General features: G+C 51.5%; 16 protein-coding genes. 9 read left to right on the forward strand and 7 right to left on the reverse strand.

Annotated features, from left to right (window positions below):
• Positions 1 to 10 precede the first annotated feature (10 nt).
• A complete protein-coding gene (gene aceF, locus CMR03_RS16575) occupies positions 11 to 1,906 on the forward strand; it encodes a pyruvate dehydrogenase complex dihydrolipoyllysine-residue acetyltransferase (protein WP_096012076.1) in 1,896 nt (631 codons plus the stop codon).
• A gap of 283 nt (positions 1,907 to 2,189) precedes the next feature.
• Complete coding sequence (lpdA, locus tag CMR03_RS16580) at positions 2,190 to 3,614, forward strand: dihydrolipoyl dehydrogenase (RefSeq protein WP_063878429.1); 1,425 nt, start codon at positions 2,190 to 2,192, stop codon at positions 3,612 to 3,614.
• 652 nt (positions 3,615 to 4,266) lie between these two features.
• Here lpdA and CMR03_RS16585 read toward each other — a convergent pair.
• A complete protein-coding gene (locus tag CMR03_RS16585; protein ID WP_096012077.1) occupies positions 4,267 to 5,178 on the reverse strand; it encodes a LysR family transcriptional regulator in 912 nt (303 codons plus the stop codon).
• Positions 5,179 to 5,278: 100 nt separating this feature from the next.
• Here CMR03_RS16585 and CMR03_RS16590 point away from each other — a divergent pair, with 100 nt between their 5' ends.
• The 6 genes from CMR03_RS16590 (at position 5,279) to CMR03_RS16620 (ending at position 14,177) form a co-directional block, all read left to right on the forward strand.
• Positions 5,279 to 6,277: an aldo/keto reductase gene (locus CMR03_RS16590; protein WP_096012078.1), complete on the forward strand. Its 999-nt coding sequence runs from the start codon at positions 5,279 to 5,281 to the stop codon at positions 6,275 to 6,277.
• 244 nt (positions 6,278 to 6,521) lie between these two features.
• Positions 6,522 to 9,119 carry a bifunctional aconitate hydratase 2/2-methylisocitrate dehydratase gene (gene acnB, locus CMR03_RS16595; protein WP_096012079.1) on the forward strand — a complete coding sequence of 866 codons (2,598 nt, stop codon included), beginning with the start codon at positions 6,522 to 6,524 and terminating at the stop codon, positions 9,117 to 9,119.
• A 163-nt stretch (positions 9,120 to 9,282) separates the two neighbouring features.
• Positions 9,283 to 9,645, forward strand: a complete 363-nt coding sequence (yacL, locus tag CMR03_RS16600) for a protein YacL (protein WP_063878433.1) — start codon at positions 9,283 to 9,285, stop codon at positions 9,643 to 9,645.
• A gap of 152 nt (positions 9,646 to 9,797) precedes the next feature.
• A complete protein-coding gene (locus tag CMR03_RS16605) occupies positions 9,798 to 10,757 on the forward strand; it encodes a 2-keto-3-deoxygluconate permease (RefSeq protein ID WP_128604203.1) in 960 nt (319 codons plus the stop codon).
• On the forward strand, positions 10,754 to 12,022 hold the full coding sequence (gene dtnK / locus CMR03_RS16610; RefSeq protein ID WP_167385756.1) for a D-threonate kinase: 1,269 nt from the start codon (positions 10,754 to 10,756) through the stop codon (positions 12,020 to 12,022). Before CMR03_RS16605 ends, dtnK begins: the two co-directional genes overlap by 4 nt.
• Before the next feature lie 607 nt (positions 12,023 to 12,629).
• Positions 12,630 to 14,177: a methyl-accepting chemotaxis protein gene (locus CMR03_RS16620; RefSeq protein ID WP_096012083.1), complete on the forward strand. Its 1,548-nt coding sequence runs from the start codon at positions 12,630 to 12,632 to the stop codon at positions 14,175 to 14,177.
• 60 nt (positions 14,178 to 14,237) lie between these two features.
• Here the strand turns inward: CMR03_RS16620 and CMR03_RS16625 are convergent, their stop codons facing one another.
• From CMR03_RS16625 to CMR03_RS16645, 5 genes are all read right to left on the reverse strand, one after another.
• Positions 14,238 to 15,410: a nucleotide disphospho-sugar-binding domain-containing protein gene (locus tag CMR03_RS16625; protein ID WP_096012084.1), complete on the reverse strand. Its 1,173-nt coding sequence runs from the start codon at positions 15,408 to 15,410 to the stop codon at positions 14,238 to 14,240.
• Position 15,411: 1 nt separating this feature from the next.
• Positions 15,412 to 16,248 (reverse strand): alpha/beta fold hydrolase, encoded by an 837-nt coding sequence (locus CMR03_RS16630; RefSeq protein WP_063878438.1) that lies wholly within the window; start codon positions 16,246 to 16,248, stop codon positions 15,412 to 15,414.
• A gap of 667 nt (positions 16,249 to 16,915) precedes the next feature.
• Entirely contained in the window at positions 16,916 to 17,725 is an 810-nt protein-coding gene (gene speD, locus CMR03_RS16635) for an adenosylmethionine decarboxylase (RefSeq protein ID WP_013024649.1), read from the reverse strand.
• A gap of 28 nt (positions 17,726 to 17,753) precedes the next feature.
• Entirely contained in the window at positions 17,754 to 18,617 is an 864-nt protein-coding gene (speE, locus tag CMR03_RS16640) for a polyamine aminopropyltransferase (protein WP_063878439.1), read from the reverse strand.
• 108 nt (positions 18,618 to 18,725) lie between these two features.
• Entirely contained in the window at positions 18,726 to 19,073 is a 348-nt protein-coding gene (locus tag CMR03_RS16645) for a YacC family pilotin-like protein (protein ID WP_063878440.1), read from the reverse strand.
• 159 nt (positions 19,074 to 19,232) lie between these two features.
• Here CMR03_RS16645 and cueO point away from each other — a divergent pair, with 159 nt between their 5' ends.
• The gene (cueO, locus tag CMR03_RS16650) at positions 19,233 to 20,834 is read left to right on the forward strand and encodes a multicopper oxidase CueO (protein ID WP_096012114.1); all 1,602 of its coding nucleotides are present in this window, start codon (positions 19,233 to 19,235) and stop codon (positions 20,832 to 20,834) included.
• Positions 20,835 to 20,836: 2 nt separating this feature from the next.
• Here cueO and CMR03_RS16655 read toward each other — a convergent pair whose 3' ends face one another.
• Entirely contained in the window at positions 20,837 to 22,120 is a 1,284-nt protein-coding gene (locus tag CMR03_RS16655; RefSeq protein WP_096012085.1) for a cystathionine gamma-synthase family protein, read from the reverse strand.
• Positions 22,121 to 22,290 lie beyond the last annotated feature (170 nt).

The raw sequence follows: 22,290 nt of genomic DNA on the forward strand, positions 1-22,290 counted from the left end.
TAACAGAGTAATGGCTATTGAAATCAAGGTACCAGATATCGGGTCAGACGAAGTTGAAGTCACCGAAATTCTGGTCAAGGTTGGCGACAAGGTGGAAGCCGAGCAGTCGCTGATCACCGTGGAAGGCGATAAAGCCTCGATGGAAGTTCCCTCGCCGCAGGCCGGTGTGGTGAAAGAGATCAAAATCGCGACCGGCGACAAAGTAGAAACCGGCTCGCTGATCATGATGTTTGACGCAGACGATGCTGCAGAAGCCGCACCCGCGCCAGCGCAGGAGAAAAAAGCAGACGCAGCGCCAGCCGCTGCACCTGCCAGCGCCAGCAAAGACGTTAACGTACCGGATATCGGCGGCGACGAAGTTGAAGTCACCGAGATCCTGGTAAAAGTGGGCGACAAGGTAGAAGCTGAGCAATCGCTGATTGTGGTTGAAGGCGACAAAGCATCGATGGAAGTTCCGGCGCCGTTCGCGGGCGTGGTGAAAGAGATCATTATTACCACCGGCGATAAAGTGAATACCGGTTCTCACATCATGGTATTTGAAGCAGAAGGCGCTGCGCCTGCTGCTGATGCTAAGCCAGAAGTAAAAGAAGACGCGGCGGCTGCGCCAGCAGCAGCGGCTGGCGCAAAAGACGTCAATGTACCGGATATCGGTGGCGATGAAGTCGAAGTCACCGACGTGCTGGTGAAGGTGGGCGATAAAGTCGAGGCTGAGCAGTCACTGATTGTGGTGGAAGGCGATAAAGCATCGATGGAAGTTCCTGCACCTTTCGCCGGTACGGTCAAAGCGCTGAAAGTCGCTACTGGCGATAAAGTCAGCACCGGCTCGCTGATTATGGTGTTTGAAGTGGAAGGCGCAGCGCCAGCCGCTGCACCGGCTGCCAAAAAAGAGGCAGCACCTGCGCCAGCGGCGGCGGCGGAATCTAAGCCTGCGGCTCCTGCTGCTGCGAAAGCAGACAGCAAAGGTGAGTTTGCCGAGAACGATGCCTATGTACATGCCACGCCGGTCATTCGTCGTCTGGCACGTGAATTCGGCGTGAATCTGGCGAAGGTGAAAGGCACGGGCCGTAAGGGCCGTATCCTGAAAGAAGACGTTCAGGCTTACGTGAAAGATGCGGTGAAACGTGCAGAAGCCGCGCCAGCTGCTGCCAGCGGTGGTGGCCTGCCCGGCATGCTGCCATGGCCGAAGGTTGACTTCAGCAAGTTTGGTGAAATCGAAGAAGTAGAACTGGGCCGTATCCAGAAAATCTCGGGTGCGAACCTGAGCCGTAACTGGGTGATGATCCCGCACGTTACGCACTTCGATAAAACCGATATCACCGAGCTGGAAGCCTTCCGTAAACAGCAGAACGCCGAAGCTGAGAAGCGTAAACTGGATGTGAAATACACACCTGTTGTCTTCATCATGAAAGCGGTCGCTGCGGCGCTTGAGCAGATGCCACGCTTCAACAGTTCACTGTCTGAAGATGCGCAGAAGCTGACGTTGAAAAAGTACATCAACATCGGTGTGGCAGTTGATACGCCAAATGGCCTGGTTGTTCCGGTGTTTAAAGACGTGAACAAAAAGGGCATCACTGAGCTGTCTCGTGAGCTGATGGCGATCTCTAAAAAGGCGCGCGATGGCAAACTGACCGCTGGCGATATGCAGGGCGGCTGTTTCACCATCTCCAGCCTTGGCGGCCTGGGAACCACCCACTTTGCGCCGATCGTTAACGCGCCAGAAGTGGCCATCCTTGGCGTGTCGAAGTCAGCGATGGAGCCAGTATGGAACGGTAAAGAGTTTGCACCGCGTCTGATGATGCCAATCTCTCTGTCCTTCGATCACCGGGTTATTGACGGTGCAGATGGGGCACGTTTCATTACCATTGTTGGCAATATGCTGTCAGATATTCGTCGTCTGGTTATGTAAAACGCGCAAAAGGCCGGCAAATGCCGGCCTTTTTGTAACATTCAGGGCACCGCGGTTGGCAGTTTATTAACAATTCTGTAAACTCTTGCGGTGAACATGTCCCGGTGGAATAAGGACATTATGAGCCTATTCCATTAGGCATAATTGGCGTAGTCAGATTGAGTCACTGCCGCGCAAACCCGATAGCCGTGGGTTTGCAGCAGCATACGCAATATGGCCAGTTAACTAGCCTAATGGGATAGGCTCAGCGTCTGACCCGCCGGAAATCCAATAAGAGGTCATGATGAGTACAGAGATTAAAACTCAGGTCGTGGTACTTGGGGCAGGTCCTGCAGGTTACTCTGCAGCCTTTCGTTGCGCTGACTTAGGTCTGGAAACCGTACTGGTTGAGCGCTACAGCACCCTCGGCGGTGTCTGTCTGAACGTAGGCTGTATCCCGTCTAAAGCGCTGCTGCACGTTGCTAAAGTGATTGAAGAAGCGAAAGCGCTGGAAGAACACGGCATTGTGTTTGGTCAGCCGCAAACGGATATCAACAAAATCCGCAGCTGGAAAGAGAAAGTCATTAACCAGCTGACTGGCGGCCTGTCAGGCATGGCCAAAGGTCGTAAAGTTACTGTGGTTAACGGCCTGGGTAAATTTACCGGTGCGAATACACTGGTCGTCGAAGGTGAAGGTGGGGCAACCACGATTAACTTCGATAACGCCATCATCGCTGCAGGTTCACGTCCAATCGAACTGCCATTCATTCCTCATGAAGATCCACGCGTGTGGGATTCTACCGATGCGCTGGAGCTGAAAGAAGTGCCTAAGCGTCTTCTGGTCATGGGCGGCGGCATTATCGGTCTGGAAATGGCCACCGTTTACCATGCGCTGGGTTCAGAGATCGACGTGGTTGAAATGTTTGACCAGGTTATCCCGGCTGCGGATAAAGACGTGGTTAAAGTCTTCACCAAGCGTATCAGCAAGAAATTTAACCTGATGCTGGAAACCAAGGTCACCGCCGTTGAAGCTAAAGACGACGGTATCTACGTTTCAATGGAAGGCAAAAAAGCGCCAGGCGAAGCCCAGCGTTATGATGCCGTTCTGGTGGCGATTGGTCGTGTGCCAAACGGTAAAGGCATGGACGCTGACAAAGCTGGCGTTGAAGTCGACGACCGTGGCTTTATCCGCGTTGACAAGCAAATGCGTACCAACGTGCCGCACATCTACGCGATCGGCGATATCGTCGGTCAGCCGATGCTGGCGCACAAAGGCGTGCATGAAGGCCACGTGGCTGCAGAAGTCATTTCAGGTCTGAAGCACTACTTCGATCCGAAAGTGATCCCATCCATTGCCTATACTGAGCCAGAAGTTGCCTGGGTCGGTCTGACCGAGAAAGAAGCGAAAGAGAAAGGCATCAGCTATGAAACCGCTACGTTCCCGTGGGCGGCATCAGGCCGTGCGATTGCTTCTGACTGTGCAGACGGCATCACCAAACTGATTTTCGACAAAGAAACCCACCGCGTTATCGGTGGTGCCATTGTCGGCACCAACGGCGGTGAGCTGCTGGGTGAAATTGGTCTGGCTATTGAAATGGGCTGTGATGCAGAAGATATCGCACTGACCATTCATGCCCACCCAACCCTGCATGAGTCAGTAGGACTGGCGGCTGAGATCTTTGAAGGCAGCATCACTGATTTGCCTAACGCGAAAGCGAAAAAGAAATAAGTCTCAGGACAGAAATAGCGGCCCCTTATGGGGCCGTTTTTTTATGGTTTCTTTTAATTCGGATAAGTAAACGAATAAAGGAAAGGGCGCCTGCGCTAACACATTCACACTGGCAAAAATGGCGGAGTTACCCCCGCCATTAACGAAGTTTTTACTGCCTGGTTTCGTAATTCAAGACAGCCGAAAGTTCAGCGCTCATTATTCTGAGGCGAAGTTCACATAATGAACTTCGGTTCGATAAGCTCAAACCTAAAAGAATTAACCCGCTAATAACAAGTAAACCGTATTTCGACTTCATGGTGGCACCTCTCTTGATTTTTATCGAGTGAGGGACTACCCTGACAGTGTTGAGGTGTTAGGGTGGTTCCCCCGCTTGCATTCGTTGAATAGTGAATGTGAGCGGTTCCTTCCTCTTTCCACCTCAGGTTCTCACCCAAAGCAAAAAGCCTCAGGCGCCCAACCGCAGTCTACGCATTGATTATTTTATTGTCTCTGTGCTTTTAACTAATTTATGGTTATTATTTTCTACTTTAATGATTAATGAAAGTCGCTATGTTTAATTGATTATGCCTGACGTGATTCTTAACATTAATTTCCTGGTGAGTGGTTTAAAATAATCTCGTCACTGTTATCACCTTGTCATGAAATTGGGTTAATTACTCACTTCGTTATTATTAAAACGTAGCCAGTCAATAAAATGACGTAAAGGTGCTGAGACATAGCGCCTGCCGGGATAGTAAAGCCAGAATCCTTCCGCATTGCCTGTAAAGTCACTTAATAGCTCAACGAGTTCGCCACGTTGCAGGCTGGGATTCACGGCTGCCTGTTGCAGAAATGCGATGCCTGCGCCCGCGACAGTGGCCTGCAAAATCCGCGTGTTGTTGTCCAGTACCAATGGGCCACGCACGGCGATCTCCTGTTTTTTTCCTGCATTCCAGAATTCCCAGCGATAGCGTCGGCCACTGGGAAAACGCCGTTCGATACAGGGAAACTGAAGCAGTTCATCCGGTGTTTGCGGTGTACCATGACGTTCGATAAACGCCGGGCTTGCGACCACCAGGGTGCGCATTGCCGGACCAAAGGGCAGGGCGATCATGTCCTGTGCCAGCACATCGCCGTAGCGAATACCTGCATCAAAACCCGCTTCCAGGATATCGACCAGCGCATCGTTACTGTCAATTTCCAGTGTGATGTCCGGGTACTGCTGGATAAACGGCAGAATCAAGCTATCAAAAAACAGCGCTTCTGCAGAACGCGGCATATTGAGCTTTAGCGTGCCATGCGGACGGGCACGCCAGTCATTAAGTTCATCTACCGCCTGCGACAGATCGACCAGCGCGGGCTGAATACGCTGCAGAAAATATTCGCCCGCTTCGGTCAGTGAGACACTGCGTGTGGTGCGGTTAAGCAGCCTTACGCCGAGTCGTTGCTCAAAATGGCGCATGGCGTGGCTCAGCGCCGACGGCGTAACGTTACGCGCCTGTGCAGCCTTACGAAAGCTACGGTGGTGCGCGATGGCGCTGAACATTTCCAGTTCCTGCAGGGTTGCCCGCGAGAGTGTCATTGATGAGTTTTCCTCACTGAATCGGCAAAAATAGCGCAATTGTTGTTGTGATTGTTGAGGATTATAACAATAACACCGCAACAATAATGAGGAAGATGTCATGCAACAACGTCAATTAGGCAATCAGGGTTTACGGGTATCGGCGCTCGGACTGGGCTGTATGGGAATGACCTTTGCCTACGGCAACACCGATGAGCAGCAGGCATTGAATACGTTGTCCCGCGCGTTTGAACTGGGCGTCAACTTTCTGGATACCGCCGAAATCTATGGTCCCTTTACCAACGAAGCGCTGATTGCCAAAGCCATTAAAGGCCGCCGTGATAGCGTGACGATTGCGACGAAATTTGGTTTCAATATTACCGGTGCAGGTCAGGGCTGGGAGAACATGACCGGCGTGAACAGCCAGCCGCAGCATATTCGCGAAGCCGTCGAGGGATCGTTAACGCGTCTGGGCACCGATCATATTGATCTGCTTTATCAACATCGTTTTGATCCTGCCGTGCCGATTGAGGATGTTGTGGGCACCATGGCGGATTTGATTCAAGAAGGTAAAGTGCGTTACCTCGGACTGTCAGAGGTGTCCGCAGCAACGCTTCGCCGTGCCTGTGCGGTACATCCCATATCGGCTTTACAAAGCGAGTACTCACTTTGGACTCGCGATCCCGAGCAGGGCATTCTTGCCACCTGTCGTGAACTGAATGTGGGTTTTGTACCTTACAGTCCACTAGGACGGGGTTTCCTGACCGGCAAGCTGGCACCCGTGGCGGATCTTGACCAAAGTGATTTCCGCCGCAGTTTGCCGCGCTTTCAACAGCAGGCACAGGAACATAACCAAAAGTTAGTTGATCAATTGACAGAGGTCGCACGGGGTTATGGTATTTCTGCGGCGCAGCTGGCGCTGGCGTGGGTTTTAGGCAAGGGCGAGGATATCGTGCCGATTCCGGGAGCGAGTAAGGTCCACCATCTTGAAGAAAACTGCGCGGCTGCGGCAGTCGTCGTGAAAGGCACCGATAGTGATTATCTGGATGGGTTGTTTGCGCCGGAAAACGTTAGTGGAGCGCGCTATGCCAGCGCTGAATTTGGCATGATCGATCGCTAATCCGGGCGCGGCATTCCATTGTTAACAGGCAGGGCTTTACGCCCTGCTTTTTTTCGTTTACACCGCATTAGGCAGCTCATTCTGCTGAAGAAAACACTAATGTTGCTTTTTTGTAAACAGATTAACAAGGCGGCTAAATCCTGCTATGCTGCCCCACGCGGAACCGGGCACCTTACCCTACTCATGGAATGCGTTGTCATCAGGGTGCACCGGAAACCCATACAATGAGAGCGAGGAGAACGTCGTGCTAGAAGAATACCGTAAGCACGTTGCCGAGCGTGCTGCCCTGGGGATTGTACCTAAGCCATTAGATGCTTCCCAGATGGCCGCGCTGGTTGAACTGCTAAAAAATCCACCTGCGGGTGAAGAAGAATTTTTGACCGATTTGTTGGTCAACCGCGTACCACCCGGCGTCGATGAAGCGGCGTATGTTAAAGCAGGTTTCCTGGCTGCTGTCGCCAAAGGCGAAACAACCTCTCCTCTGGTATCTCCTGAAAAAGCCATCGAACTGCTCGGTACCATGCAGGGCGGCTATAACATCCATCCTCTGATTGAAGCACTGGATGATGCCAGACTGGCACCGATTGCAGCAAAAGCGCTTTCTCATACGTTACTGATGTTTGACAGCTTTTACGACGTTGAAGAAAAAGCGAAAGCGGGCAATGCCCATGCGAAGCAGGTGATGCAGTCCTGGGCTAATGCCGAATGGTATCTGTCACGTCCTGAGCTGGCAGAAAAAATCACCGTTACGGTTTTCAAAGTCACTGGCGAAACCAATACCGACGACCTGTCTCCGGCACCTGATGCCTGGTCACGTCCGGATATCCCTCTTCATGCCCTGGCGATGCTAAAAAATGCCCGTGAAGGTATTGAGCCGGATGAAGCGGGTAATATCGGACCGATTAAACAGATCGAAGCGCTGCAGGCCAAAGGTTTTCCTCTGGCTTATGTAGGTGACGTTGTGGGTACGGGTTCATCACGTAAATCTGCCACCAACTCGGTGCTGTGGTTTATGGGTGATGACATCCCTAACGTGCCTAACAAAAAAGGCGGTGGTGTTGTCTTAGGCGGCAAAATTGCCCCTATCTTCTTCAACACGATGGAAGACGCCGGCGCGCTGCCAATTGAAGTGGACGTTAACGACCTGAATATGGGTGATGTCATTGATATCTATCCGTTTAAAGGCGAAGTCCGTCATCATGAAACCGGCGATCTGCTGGCAAGCTTTGAACTGAAAACAGACGTTCTGATTGATGAAGTGCGTGCCGGCGGCCGTATTCCACTGATCATCGGTCGTGGCCTGACCAGCAAAGCGCGTGAATCGCTTGGCCTGCCTGTCAGCGATGTGTTCCGTGTAGCGAAAGACGTCGCGGAAAGCTCACGTGGCTACTCACTGGCGCAGAAAATGGTTGGCCGTGCCTGTGGCGTGGATGGCGTGCGTCCGGGTGCCTATTGCGAACCTAAAATGACGTCGGTGGGTTCTCAGGATACCACCGGACCAATGACGCGCGATGAGCTGAAAGACCTGGCGTGCCTGGGCTTCTCTGCTGACCTGGTGATGCAGTCCTTCTGTCACACAGCGGCTTATCCTAAGCCTGTGGATGTAAGCACTCACCATACGCTGCCAGACTTCATCATGAACCGTGGCGGTGTTTCACTGCGTCCGGGTGATGGCGTTATTCACTCCTGGTTAAACCGCATGCTGCTGCCAGATACCGTGGGCACCGGTGGGGATTCCCACACGCGCTTCCCTATCGGTATTTCGTTCCCGGCAGGTTCTGGCCTGGTTGCCTTCGCGGCGGCTACCGGCGTTATGCCACTGGATATGCCTGAATCTGTGCTGGTCCGCTTCAAAGGTAAAATGGAGCCAGGCATTACGCTGCGCGATTTGGTTCATGCCATTCCGCTGTATGCCATCAAGCAGGGCCTGTTGACCGTTGAGAAGAAAGGTAAGAAAAACATCTTCTCCGGCCGCATCCTTGAAATCGAAGGTCTGCCGGATCTCAAAGTCGAGCAGGCATTTGAACTGACGGATGCCTCTGCTGAGCGCTCCGCTGCAGGCTGTACTATCAAGCTGGATCAGGCGCCGATCAAAGAGTATCTGACGTCCAACATTGTTCTGCTGAAATGGATGATCTCAGAAGGCTACGGCGATCGTCGTACGCTTGAGCGTCGTATTGACGGCATGGAAAAATGGCTGGCCGATCCACAGCTGCTCGAAGCCGACGCCGATGCAGAATATGCTGCGGTGATTGACATCGATCTGGCTGAGATCAAAGAGCCGATTCTGTGTGCGCCAAACGATCCTGATGACGCGCGTCTGCTGTCTGAAGTTCAGGGCGAAAAGATTGATGAAGTCTTTATCGGTTCGTGCATGACCAACATTGGTCACTTCCGTGCGGCAGGTAAGTTGCTGGACAGCCATAAAGGCCAGCTGCCAACCCGTCTGTGGGTCGCTCCACCGACCAAAATGGATGCGGCACAGCTGACGGAAGAAGGCTACTACAGCGTATTCGGTAAGAGTGGCGCGCGTATCGAGATCCCCGGCTGTTCACTGTGCATGGGTAACCAGGCACGCGTCGCCGATGGCGCAACGGTGGTATCGACCTCAACCCGTAACTTCCCGAACCGTCTGGGAACAGGAGCAAACGTCTACCTGGCGTCTGCCGAGCTGGCTGCGGTCTCATCGCTGTTAGGTAAGCTACCCACGCCGGACGAGTATCAGCAGTTTATGGCGCAGGTGGATAAAACAGCCAGTGATACCTATCGCTATCTCAACTTTGACCAGTTGAGCCAGTACACTGACAAAGCAGATGGCGTGATTTTCCAGACTGCCGTCTGATAGCTGACATTTATTGATCCATCGAAGAGGGACGCCCTGGCGTTCCTCTTTTTTTTATGTCTCACAAGACGATTATCAGGAATCAGGATGTGTGCGCTAAGCAGGTGCACAGCAATCAAAATAGCGGTATAACAGCGCGAGTTACTGACAAAGAGATAAGATCATGGAGTATGAATTTCTACGGGACGTTACGGGCAAGGTAAAAGTCCGGATGTCGATGGGGCATGAAGCACTGGGCCACTGGTTCAATGAAGAAGTTGAGCATGACGCCAGCGTGCTTGATGAGGTGGAAGCAGAAGCCCTGAAGCTTAAAGGCAGCCAGCGCCAGTGGCAGCGTACCGGGCGTGAATATACGCTCTGGATGGACGACGAAGAGGTCATCGTCCGTGCGAATACGTTGAATTTTGAAGGTGATGAAATGGAAGAGGGCATGAATTACTACGACGAGGAAAGCCTGTGCTTTTGCGGTATGGAAGATTTTCTGGCGGTCATTGCCGCCTGGCGACGGTTTATGCAAAACACATGATCGCTGAGTCCATCTTGTTACCCGCGCTCCTCCTGCTATATTGATTGATTATGCTCAAATAACTGCATTTTATTCTGCGACTCACGCCACATCTTTTCATTAAATGATTTAATATCATCATTATGATTATAATTAATCATTCTGGTGATGATATGGATATTAAAGCAACCATTGAGAAAATCCCCGGCGGTATGATGGTTGTGCCCCTGGTCCTGGGGGCGATGGTTAACACACTGGCCCCAGAAGCCTTACAGGTGGGGGGGTTTACCAGTGCCCTTTTTAAAGACGGTGCGCCCGCCCTGATCGGCGCATTTTTGTTTTGCATGGGCGCAGGAATCTCTCTCAACGCTGCGCCAAAAGCCCTGCTGACAGGTGTCGGTGTCACGGCAAGTAAGTTTCTTGTCGCTGTGGCGATGGGCTTTGCTGTCGATAAGTGTTTTGGTGCTGATGGGTTGTGGGGACTGACCTCGGTCGCTGTTATTGCGGCGATGAGCAACAGCAATGGCGGCCTTTATGCCGCGCTGGCGGGTGAGTTTGGTCGCGACAATGAAGTCGGGGCGACGCCCGTGATCGCCCTTAATGACGGTCCGATATTAACCATGATTGCCCTGGGCGCGGCAGGCATGGCAAACATACCGGTGATGTCGGTGGTGGTGGTGATCATCCCTATGCTGCTGGGCATGTTGCTCGGTAATCTCGACCCGCAAATGCGTGATTTCCTGTCTAAGGGCGGCCCGCTGTTAATTCCTTTCTTTGCCTTTGCTTTAGGTGCCAGTATTGATTTTGCCATGTTGCTCAAAGGTGGCCTGGCAGGCATTTTACTGGGTGGGTTAACCACGCTCGTCGGCGGTTTCTTTAATATTAAGATTGATCGTTTGTTAGGTGGCAGCGGCATTGCCGGCGCAGCGGCGTCGAGCACGGCTGGCAATGCTGTTGCCACGCCCATCGCCATCGCCCAGGCCGATCCCGCTTTGGCACATGTGGTCGCCACAGCGACGCCGCTGGTCGCCACCTCTGTCATTGTTACCGCAATTTTAACGCCCATGCTGACCTCATGGGTGGCCAAGGGTAATCAGCAACGATCACTGTCTTCCACGGAGAAACCATTATGAAAATGATCGTCATCGCCGACGATTTTACTGGCGCAAACGACACGGGCGTCCAACTGGCAAAAAAAGGGGCGCGCACGGAAGTGATGCTGACGCCACAACAGAAACCGTCGCGCCGGACTGACGTACTCGTCATCAATACAGATAGTCGTGCGCTCAGCGCTGAGCAGGCGACGATGGCCGTTACCCAGGCGCTTTCTGCCAGGCAGGATGAGGCGCAAAATGACGTGCTGATCTATAAAAAAATCGACTCAACCTTTCGGGGGAATCCGGGGGCAGAGATTGCAGCGGTCATGGCGGCAAGTGGTGCTACGCTGGCGATAGTTGCCGCTGCGATACCTTCGGCAGGCCGGACAACGCGCAATGGCGAATGTCTGGTGCACCAGCGTCCGTTACTGGAGACGGAGTTTGCCAGCGATCCGCGCACGCCGATTATCTCATCGCGCATTCGTACGCTTATCAGCTTACAGACCTGCCTGCCGGTGAATGAAATATCGCTGGATGAGGTACGAAGCGGCAACCTGAACGTTCTGCTTGAACGTGTGGCCCGGCAGGAATACAGCATAGTGGTCATGGATGCCGAAAGTGATAACGATCTGAATCTGATTGCCCAGGCGGCCTTAGCGCTGAAAAAACGTCCCCTGTTAGTGGGGGCGGCGGGACTGGCAAATGCGCTTCCGGCGGAAAGTTACATGAATATGCATCAAAGCTTGCCGGTGCTGGTGGTGGCGGGGTCGATGAGTGAAATGACCCGACGTCAGGTGGAGCAGGCACAGCGTCAGGGACGTGTTGAGGTTGTCAGGATTGATGTAAAAACGCTTCTGGCACCTGAAGACGAGAGTCATGACATTGTGACGCAGGCCTGCCAGATACTGATGCAGAACAGGCATTGTGTTTTGCAGACCAGCAGTAACGTTGACGATCGCAACCAGATAGACGCGCTGACCGCGCAATACGATATGAGCCGGGAAGTGTTAGGTGAAACGCTGAGCCGACGTATCGGCGAAATCACCTTAGCTATCCTTGACCGTGCCCGCACAGGCGGCCTTTTCCTCACCGGCGGCGATATCGCTATTGCCGTGGCTAACGCCCTGGGTGCAGAAGGTTATCGTATTCAGAGCGAGGTTGCCCCCTGTATTCCTTGCGGCACCTTTGTTAACAGTGACATTGATGATTTGCCGGTCATTACCAAGGCGGGCGGATTTGGCACCGACAACACCCTTTGCGAAGCACTCCACTATATTGAGGAGTTGTATCGCAGACAGTGAGTATCAACCTGCACCTCGGCGACTTTACAGTCGATGTGCAGGCTAAAATCGGTTTTAGAGAGCAGAAGGTAGGGCTTATTTGTATTAACGTCAGGGTGACAGACAATATTAAATGCCTTACACAATGCTGTGTTTTATTAAAAATAACGGTTTATAAAAATATGTCTGGTGTGCTGATGCGCCACTGTCAGGTTGTAACAAAAAATTGATTAATAATGCGCTTCCTTTAAGCCAAATTAAATTCGACGATTCCCGGCAAGACCTGATCCGAAAAGATTTTCATTATCGTTTCGATTTTATCTTTTTGATTGTATGGTTTTTTTATTTTGTTTGCCTGCTTATTTATTTACTGCCCTACAGCCCGAATAGATAAGTTTTCTTGTGATTTTTACTGTTGTTGAAAATTAAATTTGTAACGCAGTGGCAATTTCCGAAACAGCGTTAATAATCAACTGAACATTAATGCGCGTCTGTTAGCGTCACTCTGCCTCCGGTTGAGTGGGCAGGCTTTTCATTAAATTTATACGTCTGCTTTATTAATGTGTTTTGCCATTAGTCTCAGTTAATTAATGGAATTTAATTGTTTTTTTCCACTCGCGGAGAAATTATGCTCAGCAATACATCTATCAGAACACGACTCTATATTGCGTTTGGCACCATTACGCTCGTCATGATTGTTGTTTGCAGCCTGTTTTATGCCGGTTTTGGTCGGGTGACGCAGGCCAGTAAGCTCAATATTCATACTTATCAAGTCGTTGAGGGATTGAACAAAACGACCGAAAATCTGCTTAATATGGAAACCGGTGTGCGCGGTTTTTCGCTCAGTGGGAAAACACCGATGCTGGCGCCGTTTAATGAAGGGAAACAGGCCTTCAGCCAATATATCGAGAGTATTCATCAACTGGTTCAGGATAATCCTGAACAGCAGAAGCGCTTAGCGGATTTGGAAAGCAGGCAACGAAACTGGCTGGAGACGTATGCGCAAAAGGTGATTGATGCGCGTGAACGCCTTAATCAAGGCAGCATGAGTCAGCAGAGCTTTTTCGACATCTTTGCCAGCGGTGAAGGAAAAATCCAAATGGATGCGATGCGCACGGTGATTGCGTCAATGATTGTCACCGAAAAATCCCTGCTGCAATCACGTGAAGATGAATTGATGAATGAGCGCACAAAGACAAGAATGACCTTGATTGGCGGGTTAATTCTTTCGGCGGGCATTTCATTGATTCTGGGCTTGCTTATTTCACGCAGCATTTCCCGCCCTCTGACGCTGGCGGTGAATACAGCCGATACGATTGCCCGAGGTGACCTGACCTCCGTTATCACCGTTGATCGCAACGATGAAACCGGCAAGCTGCTGGCGGCGCTGGCAAATATGCAAAATCACCTGCGTACGCTGGTTTCCCAGATCAAAGACTCCGCCGCGTCGGTTGAGCTTGCGGCCAGCGAAATCGCCCAGGGAAATACCGAGCTGTCTTCCCGCACCGAAGAGCAGGCGGCGGCATTACAACAGACAGCAGCAAGTATGGAGCAAATCACCGCCACCGTTCGTAATAACACCTCTGTGGCTGAATCCACGGCCTCTTCGGCTCGTGAGACAGAATCGCTGACCCGCGCCAGTGAGAAAGCGGTCAATGAAATGAGTCAGACAATGCACAGCATTTCGGTCAGCGCCGCGAAAGTCAAAGAGATTACCGCGGTGATTCAGAGCATTGCGTTTCAGACCAATATTCTGGCGCTGAATGCGGCCGTTGAAGCAGCAAGGGCAGGCGAGCATGGTCGCGGTTTTGCCGTCGTGGCTACCGAAGTGCGCACGCTGGCACAACGCAGCGCGTCATCCTCACGTGAAATCGGTAACCTGATTGAAGAAGCGGTCAATGGTGTAGAGAAAGGCGTTAAGGCTGCGGATAATACCGCACACAGTATTCTGAAAGCCGCAAGTGAGGTCGCGTCGCTGGCGCAATATATGGATGGCCTGGCGCTGGCATCGGTAGAGCAGATGCAAGGCGTTTCCCAGGTCAGCGTAGCGGTCACCCAGATGGACAGCGTCACGCAAAGTAATGCTGCACTGGTCGAGCAGTCGGCTTCTGCCTCACAGTCTTTGACAGAACAGGCCAGAAGCCTGCGGGTGTTAACGGCGGCCTTTCAGGTCTGATTCCCGCTTGCCAGACATCGTAGCGGATGTCTGGCAAGTTGGCGGCATTAGCCAGATAGTTTAACGGGTCAGAAAGCGTTCCAGTTCCTGGCCTTTATTGTTTTGTTGATCAAGTTGCGCGGCATAAAAGTCGCAATTGTGTTTCTTTTGACGTGAAAGCGCCGCCATTTTTCTGATCTCCCCGATCCCTTTTCCTTTCAGTCCACAGGCCAACCGCTCCAGGGCACGGGCATTTTCAAACTGATCGAACGCGCGAGGATAGATGAGTTGGGGCACGCCATTTTTGAGTAACTGCGCGGTCGTACCAATACCGCCATGATGAATGGCAAATAAGCACGTTTCTGCCAGCGCAATATTCAACTGAGGCACGGTCATAACGTCATCTTTTACCGATAACGCTTTTGCCGTTGGCGTAACAAGAACGCACTTCAGTCCCTCATCCTTTAAATCCTGCAATATCGGGGCAACCGATTTTTTCTCCGCCAGCGCCCAACTGGTAAAAAAGACCACCGTGCGCGAGTCGATAAAAGCAGTAATGCGATCGTCATCCGAGGATGCGCGACTTTTGTTAAGCAGAAAGCCCGCATAAAATCCGTCGCGCGCCTTTTTTTGATAGAACCAGGATTCATATAACACGATTGTATGCTGTTCGCTGCTTACCCAATCGGCATAAATATTACGACAAGCGGGCAGGTTATTGTCGCGGCGTAATTTATCTATCGTGTCCTGAAGCGTGGGTGAAACCAGCGCTCGTTGAAATAAGGCCAGCTTCCAGTTCAAATTTACCTTAAAGCTTTTTTCCAGCGAGTTGATGAGTCGTCCGGGCTGCAATTTTAAATTTGAATTGGTCAGGCTGATTGCGTATTTCTTTATCTGATATTTATCGCTTACGGCTTTCGCCGCAAAGCACCATAAAGAATGAATGATGATGCAGTCATCGTCGACAAGGGCGCTCATGGCATCGAACATGGCTTCCTGCTGTTCCGCCATATAGTACGAAATCCGTTTTAGAGAATGCTTTTTTTCCCATAAGGATCGATCCTGTACTGCGTTCACGTAGGTTTCTTTATCGCCGACGGCAACAAAGGAAAGTCCGCGAGACACCGCTTCTGACCTGAAATAGTCGTTAGCGAGCAGGTAAACATCGTGATGTTTCTCTTTCAGGATCGAACCCACTTCAATACAGGGAAAAACATCACCTGCCGAGCCCAGAGCGCCAATAATCACTTTCATTTCAGACACCAATTTGACTAAAAATGGTATTAAAGGCGGCGGCGGTTCGCTCCCGGCTGACCTTTCCTTCCAGGTCTAAAAAGTGTCCCGCATCTCTGATTTGATAAAAGCGTGTTTTATCTGATTCCCCGCATATCTCTTCAATGTTTTTCTGTGGAGTATGAATATCCAGATCGCCATTGATGAAGTGAAACTGACATGCCGAATTATCGATAATGCGCTTGTAGTCATGATTGCGAATGTTAGAGATTTGCTCCAGGTGGAAACGCCCCTGCCGGTACTCAATCTCATCCAGCGTGGTCAGGTGCCTGAAGTTGCAGAATTTCATTTTATTCGGCAAATACGCACCCACTTCCTCATTCATCAAATGGGCAAGATCGACAAACTTTTTCTCTTTCGAGTACAGGTTTGCCTGCTTAACGTAGGTGCGCATACGATCGTTAAATTCGAAAGAGTAAGACGCAATAATGGCGTGTTCCAGGCCCTCTTCGCCGTTATGTAACAGCTTCAGCGTGGATGCGCCGCCCCATGAGGCGGAAGCGATAATGTTCGGCTTATAGATTGAAATAATTTCCCGGATGATGGCCACTTCATCATCCAGCGTGACGATATTACAGTCCTGCTCGTTGAAAGGCTTCGATTTGCCGGAAAACGGTAAATCGAAGGTAATCACATCGGATTTGTCTGCCAGGAACCGTTTCCAGTTGCGAAATGAAGAAGACGTTGCCAGCGCACCATTGATCAGGATGGTCCTGTTACGCGTAGGAACGCTGCATTTTGTTAACTCCACATAAACGTTAAGTTCATTTATGTTTAGGACGGAACATTCGTGACTCATATCACTCTCCTCACCAACAAGTACCTGCAAATCGTAAAATTTTCTAATGTATAGCACAGGGTGTTGTGATCATTAAGCGATTTTTATGTTTTATTTTAGTTTTTAAAAGGATTTTTTTTATCTTAATGATAGTTAAGGTTTTTTATCATAATTTTTGCAATCCTACTGATGTTGCTTAGTTTTAATGACAAATTAAGCTTATGTTTTTCGCGTCCTTACTGTGACGAGGTTCAAGGAATTTCAGGCGGGGCTGGGATCGAAGCACATGCGTAAGGCTTCAGTTTAACGATTGGCATGATAGTTTTTAAGGTTAAATAAATTAATGTTTCCTGGCGGAGATAACGATGAGATTTGGTGTTTAGTCCTGTCTGTTTGTATTAATTCATTCGTTATCGCTGGAAAAGGTAAGCGATGCCGGAGAGTGGCAGGGTTCACCGCGATAAAACAGAGGAAAAGATAAGACAGGTTCTGCGAACAGGAAGCGGTACACACCGCAGCAGATAGCCCGATGAAGGCAGTGAAATGACGAAAAATCCGTCACAACAGCGCTAACCTGGTTTTCGGCGAGAAATAAGTCGTGTTTGAGTCGAATGGCAGGAGGCGTTACGGTCAGGCAAGAGGGGAGAAAATGGCCCCCAATCACGGGGCCGTTGCAGCGGTATGTTGATTAGTACGTTTTTAATCCCACTGACGGAATATTTCTTCCGTAGTAAATCTCGCGCATTTCTTTCCACAGCAGGTCGGTAATACGCTTGTGTTCCTGAGGCGTAAGATCTTCAGGACGGGTATTGAAAAGATAGTGTTTTAAATCGAACTCTTTTAATAACATCTTGGTGTGAAAGATATTTTCCTGGTAAACGTTAACATCAACCATGTCGTACATGCCCTTCATGTCCTCAGACATAAAGTTCTGAATAGAATTAATCTCATGGTCGATAAAATGTTTCACGCCGTTCACGTCACGTGTAAAACCCCGTACGCGATAATCCACAGTGACGATATCTGACTCCAACTGGTGAATCAGATAATTGAGTGCCTTAAGGGGGGAAATCACGCCACAGGTCGACACTTCAATGTCAGCACGGAAGGTGCAAAGGCCGCCTTCAGGGTGGCTCTCTGGGTAGGTATGGACACAAATATGGCTTTTATCCAGATGCGCGACCACAGAATTTGGCAGCGGCCCCGGATGCTCAGAGGTATCAATATCTTTGGGATCGATGGGCTCTTCACTCACGAGAATGGTTACGCTGGCACCCTGTGGCTCATAATCCTGACGCGCGATATTGAGAACATTCGCGCCAATGATCGAACAGGTTTCGGTCAGAATTTCTGTCAGGCGATTGGCATTGTATTGCTCGTCAATGTAAGCAATATAACCATCACGTTCAGCTTCAGTATTTGCATAGCAAATATCGTAGATACAAAAACTCAGGCTTTTGGTCAGGTTATTGAAGCCATGTAGTTTTAGCTTTTGCAATTTTACTCACCCCCTTATAAATGCCCAGTCAGCGCGGGTCTTCCAGTGCATTCAACAGATATTGTGGCAGGGCAAAGCTGCCAGTGTGGATTGCCGGTGTATAGTAACGGCAGTTCAGGCCAGAGGCCTCAAAACGCGCTTGCAGTATGGCAGGATCGGGCTGGCGTAACGCCGGATTGTCGCTTGCCCAGGCAAAGGTCATGATGCCGCCGTAGTAAGTCGGGATAGCGGCCTGATAAAAGCTGACGTCCTGAAAATAGTGACTGAGTTTGCGATGGCTGTTAACCGCCTCATCCTGCTGCAGGAAGCACACGCCGTTTTGGGCAACGAAAATACCGTTTTCATTCAGGGCGTTTTTACAGCCCGCATAAAATTCAGAGGTAAACAGACTTTCGCCAGGACCAATAGGATCGGTGCAGTCAGAGATAATAACGTCGAACTTTTCAGTCGTGTGATTAACGAAATTAACACCGTCATCAATCACCAGATTCAGCCGCGGGTCGTCATAAGCCCCGGCACTGTGGTTGGGCAAATACTGGCGGCAAAAGGTGACCACGCCAGCATCAATCTCGACCATGGTGATTTTTTGGATAGCAGAGTGGCGGGACACTTCGCGCAGCATGGCACCGTCGCCGCCGCCAATGATCAGCACGCTTTTCGCCGAACCGTGAGCCAGCAACGGCACGTGCGTCATCATTTCGTGATAGATAAACTCATCACGTTCAGTGGTTTGCACCACGCCATCCAGCGCCATGACGCGACCCATTGCCGCGTTTTCAAAGATGATTAAATCCTGGTGGGCCGTTTTATCACGATAAAGCTGCTTATCGACGGTAAAATACTGGCCAAAGCCGGTATGAAGTGTTTCATACCACATCTCATTTTGGGCCATGATGGGGCTCTCCTTTCGTGACATCACCCTGAAAATCGGCGGGACATCATAGCTAACTATGATAGTCGTTGCACGGGCAAATGTCTGGCGGGAGAGCGGGCTGGCGCGCTATTTTACATAGGCAAGCAGGCTGAGAGAGTCTCGGGCCAACGACTTACATTTTTTGTCGTTAGCAATAGCGATACCGCTTAAATCACGATAGCTGGCTTCGCCGAGTGCCTTCATGTTGTAGTTGTTGTAATTGCTTAAATCCCAGCGGTTCTGCTGGGCAAAAAACACCAACGCCTTACGAATCTGCGCATCGGGCAAATCCTGGTAGCCACAATCATTTTTTAAATAAACGAATACGGCAGTGAGATCGGCAAGATCTTCTGCTTCGGATTCGCTCAGGGCAAAGCTGGTGGAGGAGAAGCCGAAGAGTCCCGCCAGCAGCAGGATCTTGATGCTTTTCTTCATAGTTATTCTCATCTGATAGGAGTCTTAGAGACGTTAGCACAGTTATGTAAAGATTTTCGATCAATTTACGTTTTTCGGGGCATTCTGTGTGGCAGGGCTTGACCTTGCCATAAGGGCAGGGTTTAGGCTTCAGGTCATTTCGTTACAAGGATGCTGATTATGCAACGTCGCCACTTTTTGAAACTCAGCGCGGCACTGGGCGCTGCGGGTGCGCTACCGCTCTGGAGCCGCTCGCTCATGGCAGCCAGCCGACCGCCGCTTCCCATCCCCGCGTTGCTGGAGGCGGATGCCAAAGGCCAGTACAGCCTGACGGCGATGGAGGGCACCACGCAATGGCAGGGGAAAGCGGTGCCCACCTGGGGCTACAACGGCAGCCTGCTGGGGCCGGCTATTCGCCTGAAAAGGGGGACGACGGCCACCATTAACATCCATAACCGGCTCAGGGAGGCGACGACGCTGCACTGGCACGGCCTGGAAATCCCCGGCGAGGTCGACGGCGGCCCACAGGGCATTATTGCGCCGGGCGCGATGCGTCAGGTTACGTTCACCCCGGATCAGCCAGCGGCAACCTGCTGGTATCATCCCCATCTGCATGGCAAAACCGGTCATCAGGTCGCACAAGGGCTGGCGGGGTTAATCGTGCTGGACGATCAGGCGTCAGGCACGCTCCGTCTGCCCAGCCAGTGGGGCACGGACGATTTGCCGCTTATTTTTCAGGACAAGCAGCTGACGCCGTCGGGCGAGCGTATTGATTACCAACTGGATGTCATGCGCGCGGCGGTAGGCTGGTTTGGCGACATGATGCTCACCAATGGCGTGCAGTATCCCCAGCATGCCGTCCCGCGTGGCTGGCTCCGTCTGAGGCTGCTTAACGGCTGTAATGCCCGTTCTCTGCATATTGCTGCCAGCGACAAGCGCCCTTTGTATGTTATCGCCAGCGACGGCGGACTGCTGTCTGAGCCGGTCAAACTAGACTCGCTCCCGCTGCTGCCGGGTGAACGCTTTGAGATCATGATCGATACCTCAGACGGCAACGCCTTTGATATCGTTACGCTGCCCGTCACGCAAATGGGCATGACGCTGGCACCTTTCGATCACCCCTTACCATTGGTGAATATCTTGCCGCTGCGGATCATGGCCAGCGCAACCTTACCTGACCAGTTAGCGACGCTGCCGGCCGTGCCGAAAACAGAAAACCTGACAACGCGCTGGCTGCAGCTCAGTATGGATCCGCAGTTGGATCAACAGGGGATGCAGGCGCTGATGGCGCGCTATGGTGAGAAAGCCATGGGGAAAGGGGCGCACCATGATATGGCGATGGGCAACGATGCGAGTGGGATGAAACATGATGGCGATGTGCAGACGATGGATCACCAGAATATGGACCAGGGTGAGAAGGCTGCGGCGACCTATGATTTTCACAACGGAAATAAAATCAACGGCCTGCCGTTTGATATGACCCGGCCAGCCTTTGACGTGAAGCAGGGCACCCTCGAAAAATGGACCATTTCTGGCGAAGGCGACAGCATGCTGCATCCTTTCCATATTCACGGTACACAGTTCCGCATTCTTTCAGAAAACGGTAAACCGCCTGCCGCTCATCGTCAGGGTTGGAAAGACATGGTGAATGTCGACGGCTGGCGCAGCGAAGTGCTGGTCCGTTTCAACCACCTTGCCGCCGCCGATCATGCGTATATGGCCCATTGTCATTTGCTGGAGCATGAAGATACCGGAATGATGCTGGGTTTTACCGTGACCTGATCTCAGGCACGTTCAAGGGCCAGCCGGATATCCTCTACCAGGTCGCCGGCGTTTTCGATGCCGATAGATAATCGTATCGTCGCGTCGGTGATGCCAATCCGCTGACGCACTGCATCAGGCACGCCAGAATGGGTGGTGGTGCCGGGATGGCTGGCAAGCGATTCGGTGCCGCCCAGGCTGACGGCCTGTTTAAACAGTGAAAGCGCATTGAGAAAGCGAAACGCCGCGGGCTGTCCGCCAACAATGTCAAAAGAGAACGTTGATCCGGCGCCGCTGCACTGTTCACGATACGTTCTGCCTGCAGGGCTTTCTGCATCCAGGTAGGGTAACCAGTGCAGCCCTGCGACTTTGGGATGAGGGCGCAAAAAGGCGGCGACGGCTTCGGCATTGTGAAACGCTTTCTCCATGCGCAACGACAGCGTTTCCAGCGAACGGCCAATCATCCAGCTTGAGTGCGGGTCCAACTGTGTGCCAATCGCGCTACGCAGGGCACGAATTTGCGTCATCAGTGTTTTGTTACCCATCACCGCACCAGCGATGAGATCGGAGTGCCCGCCCACGTATTTGGTCAGAGAATAAAGCGAGAGATCTGCACCCAGCGTCAAAGGCTGCTGAAAAATCGGGCCCAGCAGCGTGTTATCACAGGCGACCACCGGACGTGAACCCTGTTGCCGCGCAATGTCGTCGGCGATGCGTGCCATCAGGGCAATATTGACCAGGCTGTTAGTCGGGTTAGCCGGTGTTTCCACCAGAATCAGCGCAACACGTCCCAGCGCCATCGCGCTATGTGCCGCATCGCGCACTTTGGCCTCATCGTGCCCGTCACTAAAGCCAACCGCGTTGATGTTCAGATTATGCAGTGTCTTACTCAGCAGCGTTTCCGTACCACCATACAGCGGCTGAGAATGCAAAATGACGTCACCGGGCCTTGCAAAGGTTAACAGCGTTGTCGAAATGGCTGCCATACCGGAGGCGAACAAGGCACAGCTTTCTGCCTGTTCATAGATTGCCAGCCTGTCTTCAACGATCTCACTGTTAGGATGATTAAAGCGGGAATAGACCAGTCCGCCGCTTTTGCCTTCTGGCGGCTGACGGCGGCCTGAAACGTAATCGAAAAAGTCGCGGCCTTCTTCTGCGCTGTCAAAAACAAAGGTTGAGGTAAGAAACACCGGCGGCTTAACCGCCCCCTCAGACAGGCGAGGATCGTAGCCATAATTCAGCATCTGCGTTTCAGGATGCAGTTGACGATCGCCAACGTGCGTTTTCTTACTTGAGGGTGAGGCCATTGAGATCTCCCAATAAGGTCGTTAACCGCATAACGATATGTTGTTAAAATCGTATCATGCAGTAATTAATGCTGCTAAATGCCGTATTGTTCTAAGGTAATGCTGATGATGCAACTGCCTGAACGCAGGTGAAGAATTTTACCGCACGTAAACGTTTGCTATTTCCGTGC

The sequence above is a fragment of the Pantoea allii genome (assembly GCF_002307475.1).
Lineage (GTDB): Bacteria > Pseudomonadota > Gammaproteobacteria > Enterobacterales > Enterobacteriaceae > Pantoea > Pantoea allii.

Coding starts and splice junctions, on each gene's coding strand:
- yacL (WP_063878433.1), top strand. CDS start 9,283: ATGGAGTATGAATTTCTACGGGACGTTACGGGCAAGGTAAAAGTCCGG.
- CMR03_RS16585 (WP_096012077.1), bottom strand. CDS start 5,178: ATGACACTCTCGCGGGCAACCCTGCAGGAACTGGAAATGTTCAGCGCC.
- CMR03_RS16625 (WP_096012084.1), bottom strand. CDS start 15,410: ATGAAAGTGATTATTGGCGCTCTGGGCTCGGCAGGTGATGTTTTTCCC.
- dtnK (WP_167385756.1), top strand. CDS start 10,754: ATGAAAATGATCGTCATCGCCGACGATTTTACTGGCGCAAACGACACG.
- CMR03_RS16605 (WP_128604203.1), top strand. CDS start 9,798: ATGGATATTAAAGCAACCATTGAGAAAATCCCCGGCGGTATGATGGTT.
- CMR03_RS16655 (WP_096012085.1), bottom strand. CDS start 22,120: ATGGCCTCACCCTCAAGTAAGAAAACGCACGTTGGCGATCGTCAACTG.
- lpdA (WP_063878429.1), top strand. CDS start 2,190: ATGAGTACAGAGATTAAAACTCAGGTCGTGGTACTTGGGGCAGGTCCT.
- CMR03_RS16630 (WP_063878438.1), bottom strand. CDS start 16,248: ATGAGTCACGAATGTTCCGTCCTAAACATAAATGAACTTAACGTTTAT.
- CMR03_RS16620 (WP_096012083.1), top strand. CDS start 12,630: ATGCTCAGCAATACATCTATCAGAACACGACTCTATATTGCGTTTGGC.
- CMR03_RS16590 (WP_096012078.1), top strand. CDS start 5,279: ATGCAACAACGTCAATTAGGCAATCAGGGTTTACGGGTATCGGCGCTC.
- cueO (WP_096012114.1), top strand. CDS start 19,233: ATGCAACGTCGCCACTTTTTGAAACTCAGCGCGGCACTGGGCGCTGCG.
- speE (WP_063878439.1), bottom strand. CDS start 18,617: ATGGCCCAAAATGAGATGTGGTATGAAACACTTCATACCGGCTTTGGC.
- CMR03_RS16645 (WP_063878440.1), bottom strand. CDS start 19,073: ATGAAGAAAAGCATCAAGATCCTGCTGCTGGCGGGACTCTTCGGCTTC.
- aceF (WP_096012076.1), top strand. CDS start 11: ATGGCTATTGAAATCAAGGTACCAGATATCGGGTCAGACGAAGTTGAA.